The organism is Luteibacter sp. UNCMF331Sha3.1, assembly GCF_900109915.1.
Taxonomy (GTDB): domain Bacteria; phylum Pseudomonadota; class Gammaproteobacteria; order Xanthomonadales; family Rhodanobacteraceae; genus Luteibacter.
Window position 1 is genome coordinate 121,615 of the sequence record NZ_FOBU01000004.1, and the last position, 19,035, is coordinate 140,649.

The following is a 19,035-nucleotide window of genomic DNA, read 5'->3' on the forward strand; positions in this document are numbered from 1 at the left end:
CACCACGGCGTGACCGCACGCCCACTTTTCCAGACGACGCCGCTACTATCGGGGTATCGATGATACCCATCATGCCGCCGACGCCGCCTCGCATCGCCCTGGTCGAAGACGATCCGGCGTTGCGCGACCGCATCCTCGTACCCGGGCTGCGCGGTTACGGTTTCGATTGCGAGGCGCTGGGTAGCGCGGCCGCGCTCGCGGACGCGATGGCGCGCGGCTCGTTCGACATCGTGATCCTGGACGTCGGACTGCCCGATGCCAGTGGCTTCGAACTCGCGCAGCGGCTGCGGCGTGAGTCGAACGTGGGCATCGTCATGCTGACCGGGCGCAACGAGAGTGCCGATCGCATCCGCGGTCTCAACGATGGCGCCGACGCGTATCTCGCCAAGCCCGTCGACCTCGGCGAACTCGCCGCAACGCTCCACAGTCTTTTACGCCGGCTCCGGCCGGAGGCGCCGATGTCCGGCGGCGGATGGCGTCTCGACGCGAGCGGCTGGTGCCTGGTGTCACCGCAGGATTGCCGCATCGCGCTGAACGATGCGGAACGCAAGGTGCTCGCCCTGCTGATGGCCTCGCCCGGCGCGGTGGTCCGTCGCGACGACATGGTCACCGCGCTCACCGACGACATCTACGACTTCGACCCGCACCGGCTCGAAGTGCTGGTGCACCGCCTGCGCGGCAAGATCGCCGACCGCACCGGCGAAGCCTTGCCCCTGCGCGCCGTGCGCGGTACCGGTTACGTCATGCTCGCCTGACGCGTCGCGGCCATCCGGCGCACGCGCTCTACCAGCGCGGCGGCCGCGAACGGTTTCGGCAGGCAGCTCACCCGGCGCCCGGCATCCTGCAACCGGCGCGCCTCGGCATCCACGCTGGCGGAAATCAGCACGATCGGCAGATCGATGTCGTCGAGCCACCCGAGCCGGCCGTGCTCCGTGCCCGGAAGGTGGCAGTCGCTGACCACCACTTCGAGCGAGTCCCCGGCGTCGCACAGGATGCGTCGCGCATCGACCGCGTTGTCGGTCGCGATCGCGACGCACCCCGCCTCGTCCAGCGCGTCGAGCAGCAGGTCGCGCAGCTCGCCGTCGTCTTCGACGAGCAGCACGCGCACCGCCGCGTGGTCGGCCTGCGCCGGCTCGGGTGGCGCGACCACGGGCAGCCACAGGCGAAAATGCGTGCCGACACCGGGCTCGCTCGCCACGTCGACCCATCCGCCGACCGCATTGAAGGCATCGCGCACCACGGCGAGGCCGAGCCCGGTACCCGAGCCTGCCGGCTTGGTCGTGAAATAGGGTTCGAAGATCCGCTGCCGTGTCGCCTCGGTCATGCCTTCGCCGTCGTCGTGCAGTTCCACGAGCAAGCCGTCGGTGTCCGCATGGCGAAGCGCCGACAGCGTCACGCCGAAGCGGCCGTGCGCCGCCATCGCGTCGCGCGCGTTGGCGGCGATGTTGAGCAGGGAAAGCTCCAGTTGCCCGCGGTCGATGCACACGTGCGTCGACGCATCGAGCGTGTCGTCGATTTTCACCCGATGGCCATCGCCGAACAGCTGCCGCAGCATCGGCGCGATCTCGCGCATCGCCGCCCGCACATCGAACACCTCCGGGCGGATCGTCTCGCGCCGGCTGAAACTCAGCAGCTTGCGGCTCACGGCCGCGCCGCGCTGCGCCGCCGCGGCGATGCCGCGTACCGACTCGCGCAAGCGCTCGGGTTCGTGGGCGTCGCGCGCCTGTTCCGTGTAACCCTCGATGACGGCGAGCACGTTGTTGAAGTCGTGCGCCACGCCACCCGCCAGGCGGCCGACGGTTTCCATCTTCTGCGCGTGCAGGAGGTTTTCCTGCGCGTGTTCGCGCGCCGCCATCTCGTCGCGCAGCGTGGCGTTGCTGGCGGCGAGCGCGCGGGTCAGGCGGCGCGACTCGTCGAGCGCGCCGCGCAACGCGGCGACGCAGCGGTCGACGACGAACGTGATGGCGAAGTAGCTGATCGCCAGCGAGGGCAGGTTGGCCGCACCGATCCAGGGGCGCGGATAGGCACGCTCCGACAGCTGCACCACGTCGACGAGTCCGCCGACGCAGAACATCGCCATCAGCAGCAGGTAGATCGTCCACAGTTCGCGCCGGCCGAGCACGAGCCCGCCCAGCACGATCGTGAGCACCGGATAGGTCTGGTCGAGCAGCTGGCGCGTGAGCCCGATGGAGAGATACATCGTGGTCAGCGACACGAGCATCGCGCCGGTGAACACCAGCGTCGCACGACGCAGGGCGCCGCGCCGGATCAACCATAGGGCCAGGGCCGCGGCACCCCAGACGAGCACGTCCACGCCGACGTCGACCATCACGTCGCGTCGCATCGGCGTGCGCACGATCGCGAGGTGATAGCACCAGTTCGCGGGCACCGTGGCGAGGATGAAAAGCATCAGGAACTGCAGCACGGGCGCGTGGCGACGCTCGACGGGATCGTCGACGGGAACGTCGCGCAGCCAGCGCACGAAGACGCGCAGCGCATCGTGGACGGGTCGTGCCGACGTCTGGTGAGGATCGGTGAGCATTGGTGACCGTGGGTGCGTGTGACGGGAGGATGACAAACCTACGATGCCCCGACACCGGCGCAACGCCGGTCGATCAGGACAGTCGGCGCCGGTGCGTGGAAGGGATCCGGGGGGAAGACGGCTGGCGCCACATGCATTCCTTGGGGAGCGAAAACGTGAGACATCCATATGTGACGTTCGGGCGCCTGCGAATTGCAATGGCGATCGCGGCAGCGCTGCCGGCGCTGGCGCTGGCAGACGAAGTGAAGACGCCCACGGCCGTGGCGACGACGAAACCGGCCTCCTCCGCGGCCGTGGCGGCGACCGGCGGCGAGTACGTCGCCGTCGATGGCGCGGGTGACGGGAGCGATGACGCCCTGGTCGCGCCGGGCAGCGACGGCGTCGCCATCGGCGCGGCCAGCAGCGCGATAGGGCTCGCCAGCAGCGCCGTGGGCTATGCGAGCCAGTCGCTCGCCGACTACACGGTGGCCATGGGCGGCTTCAGCCTCGCCAGCGGCGTCGGTGCCTCGGCGGTCGGCGCGTTCGCCACCGCGACGGGCGACAGCGGTGTAGCGCTGGGCTACGGCAGCCTCGCCAGCGGCACCGGCGCGATGGCGTTGGGCGGCTCGGCGGCGGTGCCCGATGCGGACGGTTATCTGGTCGACGCGTCCACCAGCGCGACCGGTTACGCGGCGGTCGCGGTCGGCGCGGGCGCCAGCGCGTCGGCGGACTTCGGCCTTGCCGTCGGTGCCGGTGCGCACGCGGATGGCGACCAGTCGATGGCGGTCGGCCTGTCGGCCCAAGGGATCGGTCCGGCGTCGATGGCGATCGGCCAGTTCGCTTCGGCGGACGGCATCTTCGCGCAGGCTATCGGCTACAGTGCCCAGGCGGCAGGCGAGCGGACGCTGGCGGTGGGCGTGGGCACCCGCGCGAACGGCTTTGGACAGACCGCCGTGGGCGCCAACGCGCTCGCCACGGGTGCGTTCGGCTCGTCGACCGCGGTCGGCTATGCCGCCCAGGCGACGGGTAGCGTCGCGGCGGCGCTGGGTGCGGCGGCCACGGCGGTGGGCGACAACTCCATCGCGATCGGCGCGGCCCGTGCCAACAGCGCCGATTCGAGCGCCGCGGGATTCGGCGCGCAGGCCTACGGCGTCGGAAGCATCGCCTTCGGTACGAACGCGCGGACCGGCGGCCAGCGACCGATGCCGCCGGACGACGGTGGCGGCGACCTGCCCTGCATGATCTGCGACGACCTGCCGGGCACGCTGGACGCCAGTCCGTTCGAGTACGCCGACTATGCGATCGCCGTCGGCGACCGGGCGCAGGCGTTCGGCAACGGTGTGGCGCTGGGTCGCTCCACGTTGGTGCTCGGCGCCAACGGCGTCGCGCTCGGCGCGGGCTCGTTGGCGGACGCGGACGACACGGTGTCCGTCGGTGCGGCGACGGCCTGGGTCGACGGCGAAGGCACGACGCACGACGCGATCACGCGTCGCATCGCCAACGTGCGCGCCGGCATCGATACGAACGACGCGGTCAACGTGGGGCAGCTCACGAGCGCGTTGCAGGAGGTGTCGGGCGGTGCCGAACTCAACGGCCTCGCCATCGCGGCGGCGTTCGGCGGCGGCGCCTCGTACGCGGGCGGCACGTTCACGGCGCCGACGTATCTCGTCCAGGGCAACCCGTATGCCGACGTCGGTCGCGCGCTGGAAGCGCTGGACGTCTCCCTGAGCGGCGCGCTGCACGATATCCGGGAACTGCAGAACGACGACGGCCACGGTGGCCCGGGCCATGGCGGCCCCGGTCATGGCGACCCCGGGCACGGCGGAGGCAAGGGTCTCGCGCTCGGCGAGGGTGCGATGGCGCGCGACGGTCGCGATACCGCCATCGGCACCGGTGCCACGGTGAGCGCGGACGGCAGCACGGCCGTGGGCAGTAACGCGACGATCGACGCGGCGGCGACGAACGCCGTGGCGGTCGGTGCGGACACGCACGTCAGTGCCGCTTCCGGCACGGCGGTGGGGCAGGGTGCGTCCAGCACGGCCGGGAACAGCGTCGCGCTGGGTGCGGGTTCCGTCGCCGACGAGGCGAACACGGTGTCCGTCGGCAACGTGGGCCAGCAGCGCCGCGTGACCCAGGTCGCCGCGGGTACCGCGGCGACGGACGCGGCCAATGTCGGCCAGGTGGATCAGGCGCTGCAGAGTGCGAAGAGCTATGCCGACACCGGCGACCGCGCGACGCTCGACGCCGCGAAGCGCTACACCGATCAGCGCTTCTCGCAATACGACGATCGCTTCCGGGAAGTGGACCGCCGCGTGGATCGCATCGGCGCGATGAGTGCGGCGAGCACGCAGATGGCGATCAACGCCGCCGGCGCGACGTCGTCCGCGGGTCGCATCGCGGTCGGTGCCGGTGTGCAGGGAGGCCAGAAGGCGCTGTCGCTCGGCTATGCCACGCAACTCGGCGAGCGCACGCGCATGAGCATCGGCGGCGCCTTCAGCGGCTCCGAAAACTCGGCGGGCGTCGGCTTCGGCGTCGATCTGTGACCGCGCGCTTCCCACCAAGGACATCCTCCATGAAGACCACACGCTTTCTCTCGATGGGCGCGCTCGCGCTCGCCCTGCTCACGGCGATTCCCGCCGCCGCCGCGCCCGCGACGACGGATGCGAAGGTCGCCACGGGCGGCCTGCGCGACGGCCTCCGCTACGACCGCTTCATCGTCCGCTTCCGTCAGGACAGCCACGAGCGCATCGACACCGCCGTGGCGACGCAGGCGTTCGCGGCCGCGCTGTCGCGCAACGCGTCGACCGGGGCGCGTGCCGCCACGCCGGCCAGCGCCACCGCGGTCCGTCGCCTCGCCGTCGACGGCACGGTGTTCCGTCTTTCGCGCAAGCTCGGCGCCGCGGACGCCGCGGCGCTGATGAAGACCCTCGCCGCGGATCCCGCGGTGGCGCACGTCGAGCCCGACGTGCTGCTGCATCCGGTGCGCGACATGCGTGCCACCGACGCGGCGCCGCCGGACGATCCGGATTACCTCTACGCGCAGTGGAACTTCGCGGACCCGACCGGCGGCGTGAACCTGCCGGGCCTGTGGAACCTGTTCCCGACCGTGGACGGCTCGGGCGTCACGGTGGCGGTCATCGATACCGGCATCACCGCCCACGACGATCTGGACACCTCCCTCGCCGATGCCGGCTACGACTTCATCGACGACGCGTTCGTGTCCGGGCGCGACACCGACGGCCGCGTGCCGGGCGGCTGGGATCTTGGCGACTGGACCGACGCCGAGCCGTGGCTCAGCGAATGCACCGATGGTTCGCGCCCGCCGGAATCCAGCAGCTGGCACGGCACCAACGTGGCAGGCGTCGTCGCGGAGCGCACCAACAATGGCCTCGGTCTGGCAGGCGCGGCGCCGGGGGCGAAGGTGCTCCCGGTCCGCGCGCTCGGTCACTGCGGCGGCTACACGTCCGACATCGCCGACGCCATCGTCTGGGCCGCGGGCGGACATGTGGACGGCGTGCCCGAGAACACGCACCCGGCGCAGGTCATCAACCTGAGCCTCGGCGGTGGCGGTAGCTGCCTGTCCGACAGCGTGACGTCCGATGCGGTGGCCGCCGCGCTCGGCCGTGGCGCGACCGTGGTCGTGGCCGCCGGCAACACGAGCGACGACGCGTCTCTCTATACGCCGGCGAGCTGCCCGGGCGTGGTGACGGTCGCGGCCACCGGCGTGACCGGGCGTCGCGCGTTCTATTCCAACTACGGCACCGCGGTGACGCTGGCGGCGCCCGGCGGCGGCGTCTTCACCAACGACGCGTCGAGCGGCCAGCAAGCCGTGCCGCTGGGCTTCATCTGGGCGGCGTACAACGCCGGCACGACCACCCCGGTCGCGGTCGCCGACGGCGGCTCGACGTATGCCGGCATGGCCGGCACCTCGCAGGCCACGCCGCACGTCAGCGCCACCGTCGCGCTGATGCTCGACGCGGCGGCCAAGGCCGGACGCCCGGTGCCGACGCCGGCGCAGGTGAAGACCCTGCTCACCGCGAGCAGCCGCCCGTTCCCGCTCACGCCCGACCGCTCGGTGGGCAGCGGCATCCTCGACGCGCAGGGCGCCGTCGCGGCCGCGTCGGGCGTCGTGCTGCCGCCGCAGGTCGTGCCACTGGTGCAGGGCCGTCTCTCGGCACCGCAACAGCGCGCGGCGGGCGGCTCGTCCGTCTTCGCGATCGAGGTGCCCGCGGGAGCCCGCAACCTCGTGATCCGCAGCGTGGGCGGCACGGGCGACGCGTCGCTCTTCGTCAAGGCGACGGACGTGCCCGCCGCGGACGGTTCCGACGCCGATCTGCGCTCGGTCCATCCGGGCAACGCCGAAAGCGTCGCGGTGGCGCGTCCGGCGGCAGGCACGTGGTACGTGCGCCTCACCGCGGTCAAGGACTTCGCGAACGTGAATGTGCTGGCGACGTACGTCGCGCCCTGACGAAAACCGATGCCAGCCCCAGCCAGGCGGCGCCCCGGCGCGTCGCCTGGCTCAGCGTTCCTGCTAACATCCCTTACTTGTCCCCGGATCCACCGCATCGCCGGAGTTTTCCCATGCGCCCCAATCCCGCGGCTGCGCCGCTGATCCCGGCGAACGCCGAAAATCGTTACGAAGTGACGCGTGCCGACCTTCCGCTGTCGTGCCCCATGCCGGGCATGTACCTGTGGAATTCGCACCCGAGGGTCTACCTGCCCATCGAAGACGAGGGCGGTACGTCCAAGTGCTCCTATTGCGGCGCGAACTACGTCCTGAAAGACTGATCGACCCACGCGGGCACGGTTCCTGCTTCGCCCGCGTCACCCACCCCATCCGGATCGCTCATGGCCACCGTCTCCCCGTCCCGGACGATGACCGTCGTACAACTCATCCCCTCCCTGCATGCGGGTGGCGCCGAGCGTTCGACCCTGGAAATCGCGCGGGCCCTCGTCCAGGCGGGTCACACGTCGATCGTCGTCTCGGCCGGCGGACGGATGGTGGAGCAGCTCGAAGCCGAAGGCAGTCGCCACATCGTGTTGCCCATCGGGCGCAAGTCGCTGGGCACGCTGTTCACCGTGGGCAAGCTGCGCCGCATCCTGCGCGAGCTGAAGCCCGACATCGTGCATGCCCGGTCGCGCCTGCCGGCGTGGGTCGGCTGGTGGGCCATGCGCGGCGTGAAGCCGCGGCCGCATTTCGTCACGACCGTGCACGGGCTGAACAGTCCGGGTCGCTACAGCGCGATCCTGCTGCGCGGCGAGCGCGTGATCGTCGTCTCGCAAACCCTGCGCGACTACGTGCTGCGCCACTACCCGAACGACATCGAGGCGTCGCGCATCGCCGTCGTGCCCCGCGGCATCGACACCGACGCCTTCCCGTACGGCTACCGGCCCGACGACACCTGGCAGCGCGCCTTCTTCGAGCAATACCCGCAGCTGGCCGGCGCGCCGCTGCTCACGCTGCCCGGTCGTGGCACGCGGCTGAAGGGCCACGCCGATGCGATCGAGCTCGTTGCCGACCTCGCGCAACGCGCCATCGACGTCCGCCTCCTGCTGCTGGGCGCCGACGAGCCGGGCCGCGAGGCGTACGTCGCCGAACTGCGCTCGCTCATCCATAACCGCGGCCTCGACGACAAGGTCGTGATCTCGCCGACGCGCTCGGACGTGCGCGACGTCTACGCGATGTCCGATCTCGTGCTGCAGCTCTCGGTACGCCCGGAGTCGTTCGGGCGCACCGTCGTGGAAGCGCTGGCGCTGTGCCGCCCGGTGATGGGTTACGCGCACGGCGGTGTCGGCGAGCTGCTGGCGGAACTCTATCCCGCCGGTCGCGTACCGCTGGGCGACCGCGAGAAACTCGTCGAACGCGCCGCCGAACTGCTTCGCTTCGCGCCATCCATTCCGCCGCCGCGCAGCTACCGGCTCGTCGACATGCAGTCCGCGACACTCGCGATCTACGCGGACGTGGTGTCGGGGGCTTCCGCCGCGTGAGTGGCTTTCGTCCCGGCGCGTCGATCCGCGCAGGCCTGGCGTCGCCCCTGCTGCCCGTGTGGCTGGTGCCGGCATTGCTGCCCTTCGGTCGCAGCGCGGAGCTCGGCGTGTTCCTCGCGCTGGTCGGCACCATCCTTTTGCTGGTGCGCGAGCCGCACGCGATCCGGCACCACGAGGGCGCGAAGCTGTTCCTCGCGCTGTTCGCCGCCTACGCGCTCGCGGCGCTGGTCTCGGCCGTCGACGCCGTCGCGCCGGGCAAGAGCTGGGGCACCGTCGCCGGCATCCTGCGCTTCGCTCCGCTCGGCATCTATACGAGCTTCGCCATGCGGCGACCGGGAAAGGTGCGCGCGCTGTATCTCGCTACCGGGGTCGTCGTCGCGGTGTGGGTGGCCGACGCGTGGGTGCAGGCGTTGACGGGCTACGGGCTCGCCGGAGCGTCGCATCCCGAGCGCCTGTCAGGCATCTTCGGGGCGACCAACCTGAAGCTCGGTCCCGCGCTGTCCGCGCTGGCGCCGTTCCTGCTCTGGTCCGCGCGCGAGCGCTGGGGCCGTCGCGGCCTCGTCATCGCGTTCCTTCTCGCGCTCGGTCCCGTGCTCCTCTCGGGCTCGCGCGCGTCGTGGCTCTGTTACGGCCTCGTGGCCATCGGGTTCCTCTGGCGCGAGGCCGGTTCGTTGCGCCGCTTCGCCATCGCGGGCCTCGTCGCGGGCGGCGTGGTCGCGCTGGCCGGCGCGCTCGCGTGGCAGGTGTCGCCGCGTTTCCGCGATCGCGTCGCGCATACCATCCCGGCCCTGTCGGGTACCCCGGCGGGCCTCGACACCGCGCTGACCGGGCGTCTCGACATCTGGGTGACGGGCCTTCGCATGTACGCAGGCCACCCCGTCAACGGGGTGGGCGTGCGCGGTTTCCGCGTGGCGTACCCGACGTATGCGGCGCCCGGCGACCATTTCCTCACTGTGGAGAAGTGCGGCGACGGCGAAGGGGCGTGTCACGCGCACCAGGTGCTGCTCGAGGTGGCGACCGAAACCGGCACGCTCGGTCTGCTGGCCTGGCTGGCGGCGACGGTGCTGGCCATCCGCACGTGGTGGAAGGCCGGCGCGGTCGCGCGCGATCGTGCGTTCCCGGCCACCGTCGCGCTGGTGGCGATCCTCTTCCCGCTGAACACGCACATGGCGTTCTATGCCGCGTGGTGGGGCCTGCTCGCCTCCTGGCTCGTCGCGGTGTGGTGCGCGGCGCTATACGCCGATCTCCCGGACGAGACGCCGGTCCGTGCGCGCTGAACCGCTCTCGGTCGTCTTCACGACGTTCAACAATGCCGACACGATCGGCGCGTGCCTCGCCTCGGTCGCGTTCGCCGACGACGTCGTCGTGCTCGATTCTGGCTCGACGGACGCGACGCACGACATCGCCGCCTCGCATGGCGCGCGAGTGGAGGTGCGGCCCTTCGCCGGCTACAGCGCGCAGAAGCAGGCCGCGATCGACCTGGCGCGTCATCGCTGGGTGCTGCTGCTCGACTCCGACGAATCGCTGCCGGCCGCCGCCGCCGCGCGCATCGAGGCGGCACTCACCGCACCGACGGTCGCGGGTTTCGTGCTGCTGCGACGGGAGTGGGTGTTCTGGCGCTGGCAGGCGGATCGTGCCCGCATGAACCACTACGTGCGCCTGTTCGATCGCACGCGGGCGCGCATGAGCGGGCACGAAGTGCACGAGAGCGTCGTGGTCGACGGGCCGGTCGGCCGTCTCGACGTGGTGATCGATCACTATGGCGAGCGCGACATCGAAGGCCGTGTCGCCAAGGCGAACGCGTATTCCTCGCTGCAGGTGCGCGACAGGCATGCGCGCACCCCGGCCTTTCTGCGCACGCGCATGGTCATGTATCCGACGGTGGCGTTCGCCCGGTACTACTTCTGGCGCGGGCACTGGCGCGCCGGTTGGGCGGGTTTCGTCGCCGCCCGTGTCCATGCGTTCTATGCCTTCCTCAAATACGCCAAGCTCTACGAACTGCGCCGCTCAGGCGGCCAGCGCGAGGGCCGGCCGCTCGACACCGAACGCCGAGAGAAGTAACTCGCAGGCCTCATGACGCAGCGCCTCGCGGCGTCTGAATTCACTGCGGCGTTTGCTCTCCACGTCCATCGCGTTGCGAACCGGCTCGCGCGGCGGCAGCACGAAGAAGCCATCCTCGCCGGCCACGCCGTCGGCTTCGAGCCAGAACGCGTCGTAGTCGGCCTTGACCTTGTCCGGGATGCCGGCGAACACATGGCGCGCGTTGCCGATACCGAGCACGCGCTCCACGTCGAAGGCCTCGGCCAGCGCGCGGATCATCGACAGCAGCAGGTTCTTCGGGCGCAGGCCGTGGCACTGGCGCGTCAGCTCGCGCACGACGTCGCGCCCGGCGTTGTTCGCGGCGCCCTGCAGGCAACCGATCACGAGGGTGCGGCCACCGTCGACGAACGAAATCGTCGCGTAGGAGATCTGCAGGCCCGATGCGTCGGTCAGCGAAAGGCTCAGTTCGCCTTCGCGACTGCGGCGCATCGGCGCCTTCACGATGAGCGACAGTTTACCGCCGTCGCGCAGATCGATCTGTCCCGCGACGACCTTGCGTTCGCGATACAGCGTGTGGAAGAACGGGCGCGGGAAGCGGGCAAGCGCGAAGGCGTAGTGATCGCGCACGGCCGCCAGACGCTGCTCGCGGCTCCATGCCTTGTTGATGTAGCGATGCTGGTAGCGCTCGATCAGCACATGATCGATGGACGTGATGCCCGCCATCGGCGACGACTCGAGAAACGCCAGCCACGCATCGTGCTCGCGCCACCGCGCGACGCTCCGTCCCACATAGGTGAGCACGGCACCGATGGCATGCGACCGTTTGCTATGCCACCCGGTGCGGTTACGCAGCGAACGTGCGAAACGAAGAATCGACGACATGACGAACGGTCCGTGTGATGGAGCATCCGTTTTACCCAGACGATTTTTCGCGTGCCTTTCGCCTGCGCACGGCCGTTCGACATTCGTTTCAGGACAGGAAAGCCGAGCGAAAGACTCGTACGGAAGCGCCCCGGCCGCGTCTGCTGCCAGCCGAGCGATGCAAGGTAAGTGTGGGAGTGGCCTCGTGCGCGACCGACAATCGTCGAGCGATGAAGGCTCGTGTGGGAGCGGCCTCGGCCGCGATGGGTGCTCGCCATTCGCCCGCCGGTCCCGCTGCCGGCACCCCTCAGTAGATCTTCGGTTCGCCCGGTGGTCGCGTCTTGAAGCGCTTGTGTACCCAGAGGTACTGCTCGGGCGCTTCGCGCACCATCTGTTCGATCTGTGCGTTGACGCGCGCGGTGTCGAGGGCGGCGTCCTTGCTCGGGAAGTCGTCCATCGGCTCGCCCAGCCGCATCGCGTAACCGGCGTCGCCCGGGAGGCGGCGATGATAGAAGGGGATGACCAGCGCACCCGAGAGACGCGCGAGGTGATGCGTCGCGGTGATCGTCGCCGCGAGGACGCCGAAGAACGGCACGAACACGTTGTCCTTGCTGCGCATGTCCTGGTCGGGCGCGTACCAGAGCGTGCCGCCGTTCTTCAGGTATTTCACCGTGCCGCGGATATCGTCCTTCTCGAACATCGCACTCGCGTAGTGCAGGCGCGAACGCAGCACCGCGAATTCGAAGACGTCGGAATCCATGCGGCGATACATGCCGGCGATGCGGATGCGCTGCGATACCAGCCGCGCGCACAGTTCGAGATGCGAGAAATGGCCACCGACGAGCAGTACGCCACGGCCGGCGGCACGCGCGGCCTCGAGGTGTTCGAGGCCCTCGACCGTGACCGGGACGTTCGCGATGGCCTCGTCCGAACCCATCCAGCCCAGCGCGAACTCCGAGAGCATCATGCCGACGTCGCACAGGTTCGCGCGGACGAGCGCCTTCTGCGCCTCCGCGTCGAGCTCGGGGAAACACAGTGCGATGTTGGTCGCCGCGATGCGGCGCCGTTCGGGATTCAGGTGCAGCGCCAGCCGGCCAGCCAGCCGGCCCAGGCGCATCAGCAGCCGGAAGGGCAGGCGGGCGATCAGCCAGATCACGGCGACGCCGAGCCAGCCCGCCCAGTGACGGGGCATGAGCAGGGTACGGGTCAGGTGGGGGCGGGGCATTCCGGGCATGGCCGGGCATTGTAGCGAATGGGGGCGGCTATACTGCCCGGTCATCGGCAATACCAGGGATCCGCGTGCTGCTGCGCCTGCTCTACAACCTCGCCATGTACCTGTTCACGCCGCTGGTGATGCTCCGCCTGATGGCGCGCGGCATGCGTTACGGCGACTACCACGTGCGCTGGCGCGAGCGTTTCGGCCGGTTCCGCGAGCCCCGCCTCAACGGCTGCCTGTGGGTGCACGCGGTATCGGTGGGGGAGGTGAACGCCGCCGAGCCCCTCGTGAAGGCCCTGATGGAGGCCTATCCGCAGGCCCCGATGCTCGTGACGACCGTGACCCCGACAGGCTCGGAGCGCGTGCGCCAGCTGTTCGGCGACACCGTGCACAGCGTCTATCTCCCGTACGACCTCCCGTTCGCCGTGAAGCGCTTCCTGCGCAGCACACGGCCGCGACTGGCGGTGATCGTGGAAACCGAGATCTGGCCGAACCTCTATTTCGCGTGCCGCCGCCACGGCATCCCGTTGCTGATCGCCAACGCGCGCCTCTCCGAGCGCTCGCTGCGCGGCTACGCGCGCATGAGCTCGCTGGTGAAGCGCGCACTGCGCTGCGTGAGCCACATCGCCGCGCAGTCGCGCACCGACGCCGCGCGCTACCGCCTGCTCGGCGCGGAGCCCAGCCAGCTCACCGTCTGCGGCAACCTCAAGTTCGACATGCCGGTACCGCGCGCCGCGCTCGAAGCCGGCACGTCGATGCGCGAGGCCTGGGGCACCGGCCGCCCGGTCTGGATCGCCGCCAGCACGCACGAGGGCGAGGAGATGTGCGTGCTCGAGGCGCACCTCGAGGTGCTGCGTCGTTTGCCCGACGCCCTGTTGCTGATCGCCCCGCGCCATCCCGAGCGCTTCAAGGCGGTGGAGAGTTCCGTCCGGAGCCTGGGCTTCAATGTCGCCACGCGCAGCACCGACACGCTGCCCGGCCATGCCACGCAGTGCTTCGTGATCGACTCGATGGGCGAGTTGCTGCGCTTCTTCGCGGCGGCCGACGTCGCCTTCGTCGGCGGCAGCCTGGTCTCGATCGGCGGCCACAACGTGCTGGAGCCCGCGGCCTTCGGCAAGCCGGTGCTGGTCGGTCCCTACACATACAACTTCGAGGAAATTACCCAGCTGCTGCTCGACGAGCGCGGCGGCCAGCGCGTCGACGACGGCTCCGGCCTCGGCGCCGAGGTGCTGTCGCTGCTGCGGGATCCCGAACGCCGCGCCGCCATGGGCAGCGCCGCGCGGCAGGTGTTCGAGAGCGAGCGCGGCTCGGTGGGCAAGGTGATGGAGCTGGTCGACCGCCTGCTCCAGGAATGACGGTCGGGCGCCCTTGCGGGCGCCGGCCATCGCGCTATGCTGCCGTTGGCAGGGTCGCCCTCTCGTAACGGAGCGCGCACATGACCCTCAACGAAGAACGACTCAACGCCTTTCTCGGCAAGGCCGTCGGCGACCTCGGCGCCGCGTTCAGCGCGGTGCTCGTCGTGCTCGGCGACGAACTCGGCCTGTACAAGGCTTTGGCGAAGGAATCCCTCACACCCGCCGCCCTCGCGGAGCGCACCGGCACCAGCGAGCGTTACGTGCGGGAGTGGCTCGGCAACCAGGCGGCCGGCGGTTACGTCGATTTCGACGCGGCGTCGGGCACCTACCGGCTCAACGACGAACAGGCGGCGTGCCTCGCGGATCCGGCCGGCCCCGTCGATCTGGCGGGCGCGTACGAGATCGCGCTGGCGCTCTTTCACACCTATCCGCGCGTGCGCGACAACTTCCGCAGCGGCGAGGGCATGGAGTGGGGCGACCATCATCCCTGTCTGTTCCACGGCGTGGAACGCTTCTTCCGTGGCGGCTACCACATGCATCTGCTCGGAGAATGGCTCCCCGCGCTCGACGGCGTGGTCGACAAACTGTCCCGGGGCGGCAGGGTCGCCGACATCGGTTGCGGGCACGGCGCCAGCACCGTCCTGATGGCGAAGGCGTTCCCCGCCTCGCATTTCACCGGGTACGACTACCACGGACCGTCGATCGAGGTCGCCCGCGAACGCGCGGCCGCCGCCGGCGTGACCAACGTGTCGTTCGAACAGGCGGAAGCCGCCGGCTACGCAGGCCGCGATTTCGACCTCATCGCGTTCTTCGACTGCCTTCACGACATGGGCGATCCCACCGGCGCCGCACGCCACGCGCGCACCGCGCTCAAGGACGACGGCACCTGCATGATCGTGGAGCCCTTCGCGGGCGACCGTACCGCGGACAACCTCAATCCCGTGGGGCGCGTGTACTACGCGGCGTCGTCGATGATCTGCGTGCCCGTGTCGCTCGCCCGGCAGGGGCCTGCGCTGGGCGCGCAGGCCGGCGAGGCCCGCCTGCGCGAGGTGGTGGTCGACGCGGCGGGATTCCGGCGCTTCCGTCGCGCGGCCGCGTCGCCGTTCAACATCGTGCTGGAAGCCCGGCCCTGAAACGACGAAAGCCCCGGGTTTCCCCGGGGCTTTCGCATCGTATCGCGGACGACTCGCCTTACTGCAGCAGGCTGTTGATCGCCTCGAGGTCCTTCACGTCCACCGTGCCCGCCGTCTGCTTGAGCAGCAGCTTGTCGAGGATGAACTGGTGGCGGGACTGCGAGTAGTCGCTCAGCGCCTGGGTGAGGTTCTGCTGGGCGATCAGCACGTCGACGATGGTACGCGTGCCGACTTCGAAGCCGGCCTGCGTGGCGTCGCGCGCGCTCTCCGACGACTCGACCGCGGCCTTGGTGGCCTCGACCTTGCTGATGCCGGCCACGACCGAGCGGTAGTAGTTGAGCGTGTCGCGGACGACCTGGCGGCGCGTCGCCTCCAGGGAGTCCTGCGCGGCGTCACGCTGGTAGATCGACTGGCGCACGCGCGACTGCGTGGCACCGCCGGAGAAGATCGGCACGTTGAGCGTGACGCCCACCGTCGTCTGGCCGCGGCCGTTGCCGTTGAGACGGTTGATCGCGTTCGCCGCCCCGGTGCCGTTGTTCTCGTACCACTGCGTGCTCTTGCCGTAGGTGGCCGTGGCGTCGACGGTCGGCAGATGGCCGGCGCGCGCCGACGAGATGCTGTGCTCGGCGGACTCCACGTTGTACTGCGAGGCGAGGATCTGCGGGTTGCTCTTCACCGCTTCGGCCACCCATGCCTTCGGGTCGTTCGGTGCCGGCGCGTCCATGGGCAGCTGCTCGCGCAGCTTCTTCAGGTTGTCGGCCGGCTTGCCGGTGATCTGCGTGAGGGCTTCGCGCGAATCGGCCAGGGTGTTCTCGGCGGTGATCACGGCGGCCACGGCGGTGTCGTGCTGGGCCTTGGCGTCCTGCACGTCGGTGATGGCCGAGAGGCCCACGTCGAAGCGCTGCTGGGCCTGTTCGAGCTGGCGGGCGAGGGCCTGTTCGTTGGCCTTGGCGAAGGTCAGGGCGTCGTCGTTGGTCAGCACCTGGAAGTACGCCGTGGCGACGCGGGTCGCCAGCTGCTGCAGCGCGGCCTCGTATGTGGCGTCCTGCGCCTCGGACGACGACTTCGCCGCCTTCAGGTCGGCGTACTTGCTGAGGTCGAGCACGCTCTGGCTGACGGTCGCCGTCTGCTGGCGCGTACGGGTGTGGCCGAGATCGGGCCCGAGGACCGTGCTGCCATCCGCGGCCGTGCCCGTGCTGCGGTTCGGCCCGTTGACGTCCGTCTGGCTCAGGCTGAGCTGCGCATTGATCTGCGGCAACAGCAGCGCGCGCGTCTGCACGACGGTTTCATCCGTGGCCAGGCGCGTCGAATCTGCCTGCGACAGCGTCGGATCGTTCGCACGCGCCTGACGGTAGGCGTCGAGCAGATCTTCGGCGTGGCTTGCGAACGGCGTCGCGGCCAGTGCCAGCGCGACAGTAAGCAGCTTCAAACGCATGGTTTCGCCTCGTGAGTGATGGGGATCTGGTGGGTCAGAGCACGAAGCGCTTCACCGGCGCGGCATGCGCCAGGTACGGAAGGTCCGTTTCGAGCAGGGATTCCTCGCGGTAGCGCCCCTCGCCCTCGTGGGTGAGGAGAACCGCCGTCTGCGCGGGCGAATCGCCGCGGACGACGAACATGCGCCCGCCCGGCTTCAGCCAGCGCACGAACTTCTCGGGTACCGAATGCACGGCGCCCGTGACCACGACGGCATCGAAAACGCCCGTCGGGGTGTAGCCGTTGACGGCCTCGGCGGTGTCCAGGGCGACGTTCGTCACGCCGGCGGCGACAAGGCGCTGGCGCGCGGCCTCGACGAAATCGGCGTGCATGTCGATGCTGGTGACCTTGCCGGCGAGGCGGGCGAGGCAGGCGGTGAGGTAACCCGTGCCGGTGCCGATCTCGAGGACGTCGTCGGCCTTGGTCAGCGCAAGCGCCTGCAGCACACGGCCTTCGATCACGGGCTTCATCATCACTTCGCCATGGCCGATCGGCAGCGTGAGGTCGGCGAACGCGACATTACGGTGCGCCGGCGCGACGAAATCCTCGCGACGCACGGCCTTCAGGGTGTCGAGGACGTCGGCGTCGAGGACTTCCCAGGGCCGGACCTGGTTCTCGACCATGTTCTGCCGGGCCTGCTCGAAATTCATCGCCATGGTTGGTTTTCCGTACGAAAGCTGCAAAAAGATTCGGAAGGATAAGCGGTTAGGACCCGTTTTCCCAATGACGCAAGGCTGCTTTGCCGCCGCCGCCGGGCGAAGTGCCGGAAGTCACCGGACTGGACTGACGGAAGTCATGGTCCATGCCGGCCACCGGCCGCTGGCGCCTGAACGGTCGCTGCGGAAGGCCCCTGCGCGACGTGGGGAACCGCCGGAGCGTCCCCATTTACCATTCTAAGGTAGAAGGACGGCGTTGCTCTTGTTTTTCCGGCTCGCGAGATGACAACCCCGACGTGCTGGAAATAACTGAACCGCTGCGTATAATAAAGTCATAATCTTTGTTTGTGAAGGTGTAGCCATGAACGCCAGCCCGAAACTCAAGGCCCAGGGCCCGGGCCGTCCGAAGGACATGGAAAAGCGCGCGGCCATTCTCGAGGCCGCCAAGGCGCTGTTTACCCAAGGCGGCTTCGCCGGCACCAGCATGGACGCCGTCGCGGCGTCCGCGGGCGTGTCCAAGCTCACCGTGTACAGCCACTTCGGCGACAAGGACAACCTTTTCCGCGAAGTGATCCGCGCCCACGTGCAGGAGCGCCTGCCCGACGACCTTTTCGACTTCAGCCAGGGCGCCGATATCCGCGTCACGCTGACGAACATCGCCAGCCGGCACGCGGCCATGGAAACCAATACGGAATCCGTCGGCACGTTCCGCGCGATCCTGTCCGACTGCCAGTCGGGCGGCAATCCGCGTTTCGGCCGGCTCGTGTGGGAAGAAGGCCCGGTGCGCATGCACAAGCTGGTGCAGCGCCTGCTCGAAGGCGCCGCCTCGCGCGGCCAGCTCGACATCCCCGACGCCTCGCGCGCGACCACGCAGTTCCTTGCCCTGCTCAAGGGCGACCTGCTGATCCGTCGCCTGTTCGGTTGCGAGGACTGTGCCGTGCAGTTCGGTGAAGAGGTCAAGGCCAACGCCCTCGCGGCGGTGGACATGTTCATGCGCGCGTACTCGCCGCGCAACGTCAGCGTCTGACGCCCACGCGCGCCGTGTACCGCGGCGCGCCTTCCTGTCGAAGCAATCGATGCCGCTTGGGCGGGTCTTCACCCGGCCTTTCCAGAAGGCTCCCTAACGTCACGCCATTCCCTACCCACCTCCCGCATGCAAGGAGACAGGCAATGGCCAACGTGAAGCCCTTCGTCAGCGACATCGAGAACATCCGCCGTCGTGCCCGCGAACACATCGACAACGGCGCCGTGACCGACGGCTACCGCGCCGATCGCGAGACCGTGATCAAGCTGCTCAACGAGGCGCTCGCCACCGAGATCGTCTGCGTGCTGCGCTACAAGTATCACTACTACATGGCGCCGGGCATCCACTCGCAGAGCGTCAAGTCGGAGTTCCTTGAACATGCCAGGGAAGAGCAGGAGCACGCCGACCGCATCGCGGAGCGCATCACCCAGCTCGACGGCACGCCGAACTTCAATCCGGAGGGTCTGCTCTCGCGCAGCCACGCCGACTACGTCGAAGGCACGACGCTGGTCGACATGATCAAGGAAGACCTGATCGCCGAGCGCATCGCCATCGACAGCTACCGCGAGATCGTGCAGTACATCGGCGACGACGACCCGACCACGCGACGCATCATGGAAGACATCCTGGCGCAGGAAGAAGAACACGCCGAGGACATGGCCACCCTTCTCGAAAACCTCGGCGCGAAGGGCGACGCCCCCTCCGCCCACTGACCCGTTAAGCGTGCGGCGGGTAAGCTACCGGTCACGTTCACGACGACAAGGAAAC

Annotated in this window: 16 protein-coding genes; 11 read left to right on the forward strand and 5 right to left on the reverse strand. The window is 69.5% G+C overall.

The genetic code is table 11. The features are described from left to right. Positions 1-71: 71 nt before the first annotated feature. Positions 72-755: a response regulator transcription factor gene (locus tag BMX32_RS17265; RefSeq protein WP_244511595.1), complete on the forward strand. Its 684-nt coding sequence runs from the start codon at positions 72-74 to the stop codon at positions 753-755. On the opposite strand, the gene BMX32_RS17270 is transcribed toward BMX32_RS17265, so the two are convergent. Then, a complete protein-coding gene (locus BMX32_RS17270) occupies positions 737-2,542 on the reverse strand; it encodes an ATP-binding protein (protein ID WP_170843724.1) in 1,806 nt (601 codons plus the stop codon). The genes BMX32_RS17265 and BMX32_RS17270 overlap by 19 nt on opposite strands. 155 nt (positions 2,543-2,697) lie before the next feature. Between BMX32_RS17270 and BMX32_RS17275 the strand changes: the two genes are divergently transcribed. The 6 genes from BMX32_RS17275 to BMX32_RS17300 all read left to right on the forward strand — a co-directional run bounded on the left by BMX32_RS17275 (position 2,698) and on the right by BMX32_RS17300 (position 10,570). Continuing rightward, the gene (locus BMX32_RS17275; protein ID WP_170843725.1) at positions 2,698-5,064 is read left to right on the forward strand and encodes a YadA family autotransporter adhesin; all 2,367 of its coding nucleotides are present in this window, start codon (positions 2,698-2,700) and stop codon (positions 5,062-5,064) included. 29 nt (positions 5,065-5,093) lie between these two features. Continuing rightward, complete coding sequence (locus BMX32_RS17280) at positions 5,094-6,989, forward strand: S8 family serine peptidase (protein WP_089981160.1); 1,896 nt, start codon at positions 5,094-5,096, stop codon at positions 6,987-6,989. Positions 6,990-7,102: 113 nt separating this feature from the next. Further along, positions 7,103-7,309, forward strand: a complete 207-nt coding sequence (locus BMX32_RS17285; RefSeq protein WP_089981162.1) for a zinc-finger domain-containing protein — start codon at positions 7,103-7,105, stop codon at positions 7,307-7,309. Positions 7,310-7,369: 60 nt separating this feature from the next. Then, positions 7,370-8,509: a glycosyltransferase gene (locus BMX32_RS17290; RefSeq protein ID WP_089981165.1), complete on the forward strand. Its 1,140-nt coding sequence runs from the start codon at positions 7,370-7,372 to the stop codon at positions 8,507-8,509. Continuing rightward, positions 8,506-9,786 carry an O-antigen ligase family protein gene (locus BMX32_RS17295; protein ID WP_089981168.1) on the forward strand — a complete coding sequence of 427 codons (1,281 nt, stop codon included), beginning with the start codon at positions 8,506-8,508 and terminating at the stop codon, positions 9,784-9,786. The genes BMX32_RS17290 and BMX32_RS17295 overlap by 4 nt, the downstream gene beginning before the upstream one ends. Further along, on the forward strand, positions 9,776-10,570 hold the full coding sequence (locus BMX32_RS17300; protein WP_089981171.1) for a glycosyltransferase family 2 protein: 795 nt from the start codon (positions 9,776-9,778) through the stop codon (positions 10,568-10,570). Before BMX32_RS17295 ends, BMX32_RS17300 begins: the two co-directional genes overlap by 11 nt. Here the strand turns inward: BMX32_RS17300 and BMX32_RS17305 are convergent. Together BMX32_RS17305 and lpxL are read right to left on the reverse strand one after the other, a co-directional pair. Beyond that, positions 10,517-11,431 (reverse strand): VirK/YbjX family protein, encoded by a 915-nt coding sequence (locus tag BMX32_RS17305; RefSeq protein ID WP_089981173.1) that lies wholly within the window; start codon positions 11,429-11,431, stop codon positions 10,517-10,519. The two genes, BMX32_RS17300 and BMX32_RS17305, sit on opposite strands and share 54 nt — an antisense overlap. Before the next feature lie 286 nt (positions 11,432-11,717). Then, complete coding sequence (gene lpxL, locus BMX32_RS17310) at positions 11,718-12,635, reverse strand: LpxL/LpxP family Kdo(2)-lipid IV(A) lauroyl/palmitoleoyl acyltransferase (protein WP_089981175.1); 918 nt, start codon at positions 12,633-12,635, stop codon at positions 11,718-11,720. A gap of 80 nt (positions 12,636-12,715) precedes the next feature. Between lpxL and waaA the strand changes: the two genes are divergently transcribed. Both waaA and BMX32_RS17320 read left to right on the forward strand, forming a co-directional pair. Then, the gene (waaA, locus tag BMX32_RS17315) at positions 12,716-13,981 is read left to right on the forward strand and encodes a lipid IV(A) 3-deoxy-D-manno-octulosonic acid transferase (RefSeq protein WP_089981259.1); all 1,266 of its coding nucleotides are present in this window, start codon (positions 12,716-12,718) and stop codon (positions 13,979-13,981) included. A gap of 80 nt (positions 13,982-14,061) precedes the next feature. Next, positions 14,062-15,114 (forward strand): class I SAM-dependent methyltransferase, encoded by a 1,053-nt coding sequence (locus BMX32_RS17320; RefSeq protein ID WP_089981177.1) that lies wholly within the window; start codon positions 14,062-14,064, stop codon positions 15,112-15,114. Between the two features lie 58 nt (positions 15,115-15,172). Here the strand turns inward: BMX32_RS17320 and BMX32_RS17325 are convergent, their stop codons facing one another. Both BMX32_RS17325 and BMX32_RS17330 read right to left on the reverse strand, forming a co-directional pair. Beyond that, complete coding sequence (locus BMX32_RS17325; protein ID WP_089981180.1) at positions 15,173-16,549, reverse strand: TolC family outer membrane protein; 1,377 nt, start codon at positions 16,547-16,549, stop codon at positions 15,173-15,175. Between the two features lie 34 nt (positions 16,550-16,583). Continuing rightward, positions 16,584-17,243 (reverse strand): protein-L-isoaspartate O-methyltransferase family protein, encoded by a 660-nt coding sequence (locus BMX32_RS17330; RefSeq protein ID WP_089981183.1) that lies wholly within the window; start codon positions 17,241-17,243, stop codon positions 16,584-16,586. Between the two features lie 361 nt (positions 17,244-17,604). Between BMX32_RS17330 and BMX32_RS17335 the strand changes: the two genes are divergently transcribed. Beyond that, a complete protein-coding gene (locus BMX32_RS17335; protein ID WP_089981185.1) occupies positions 17,605-18,270 on the forward strand; it encodes a TetR/AcrR family transcriptional regulator in 666 nt (221 codons plus the stop codon). 143 nt (positions 18,271-18,413) lie between these two features. Next, entirely contained in the window at positions 18,414-18,980 is a 567-nt protein-coding gene (locus tag BMX32_RS17340) for a ferritin-like domain-containing protein (RefSeq protein WP_089981187.1), read from the forward strand. The last annotated feature ends 55 nt before the right edge of the window (positions 18,981-19,035 follow it).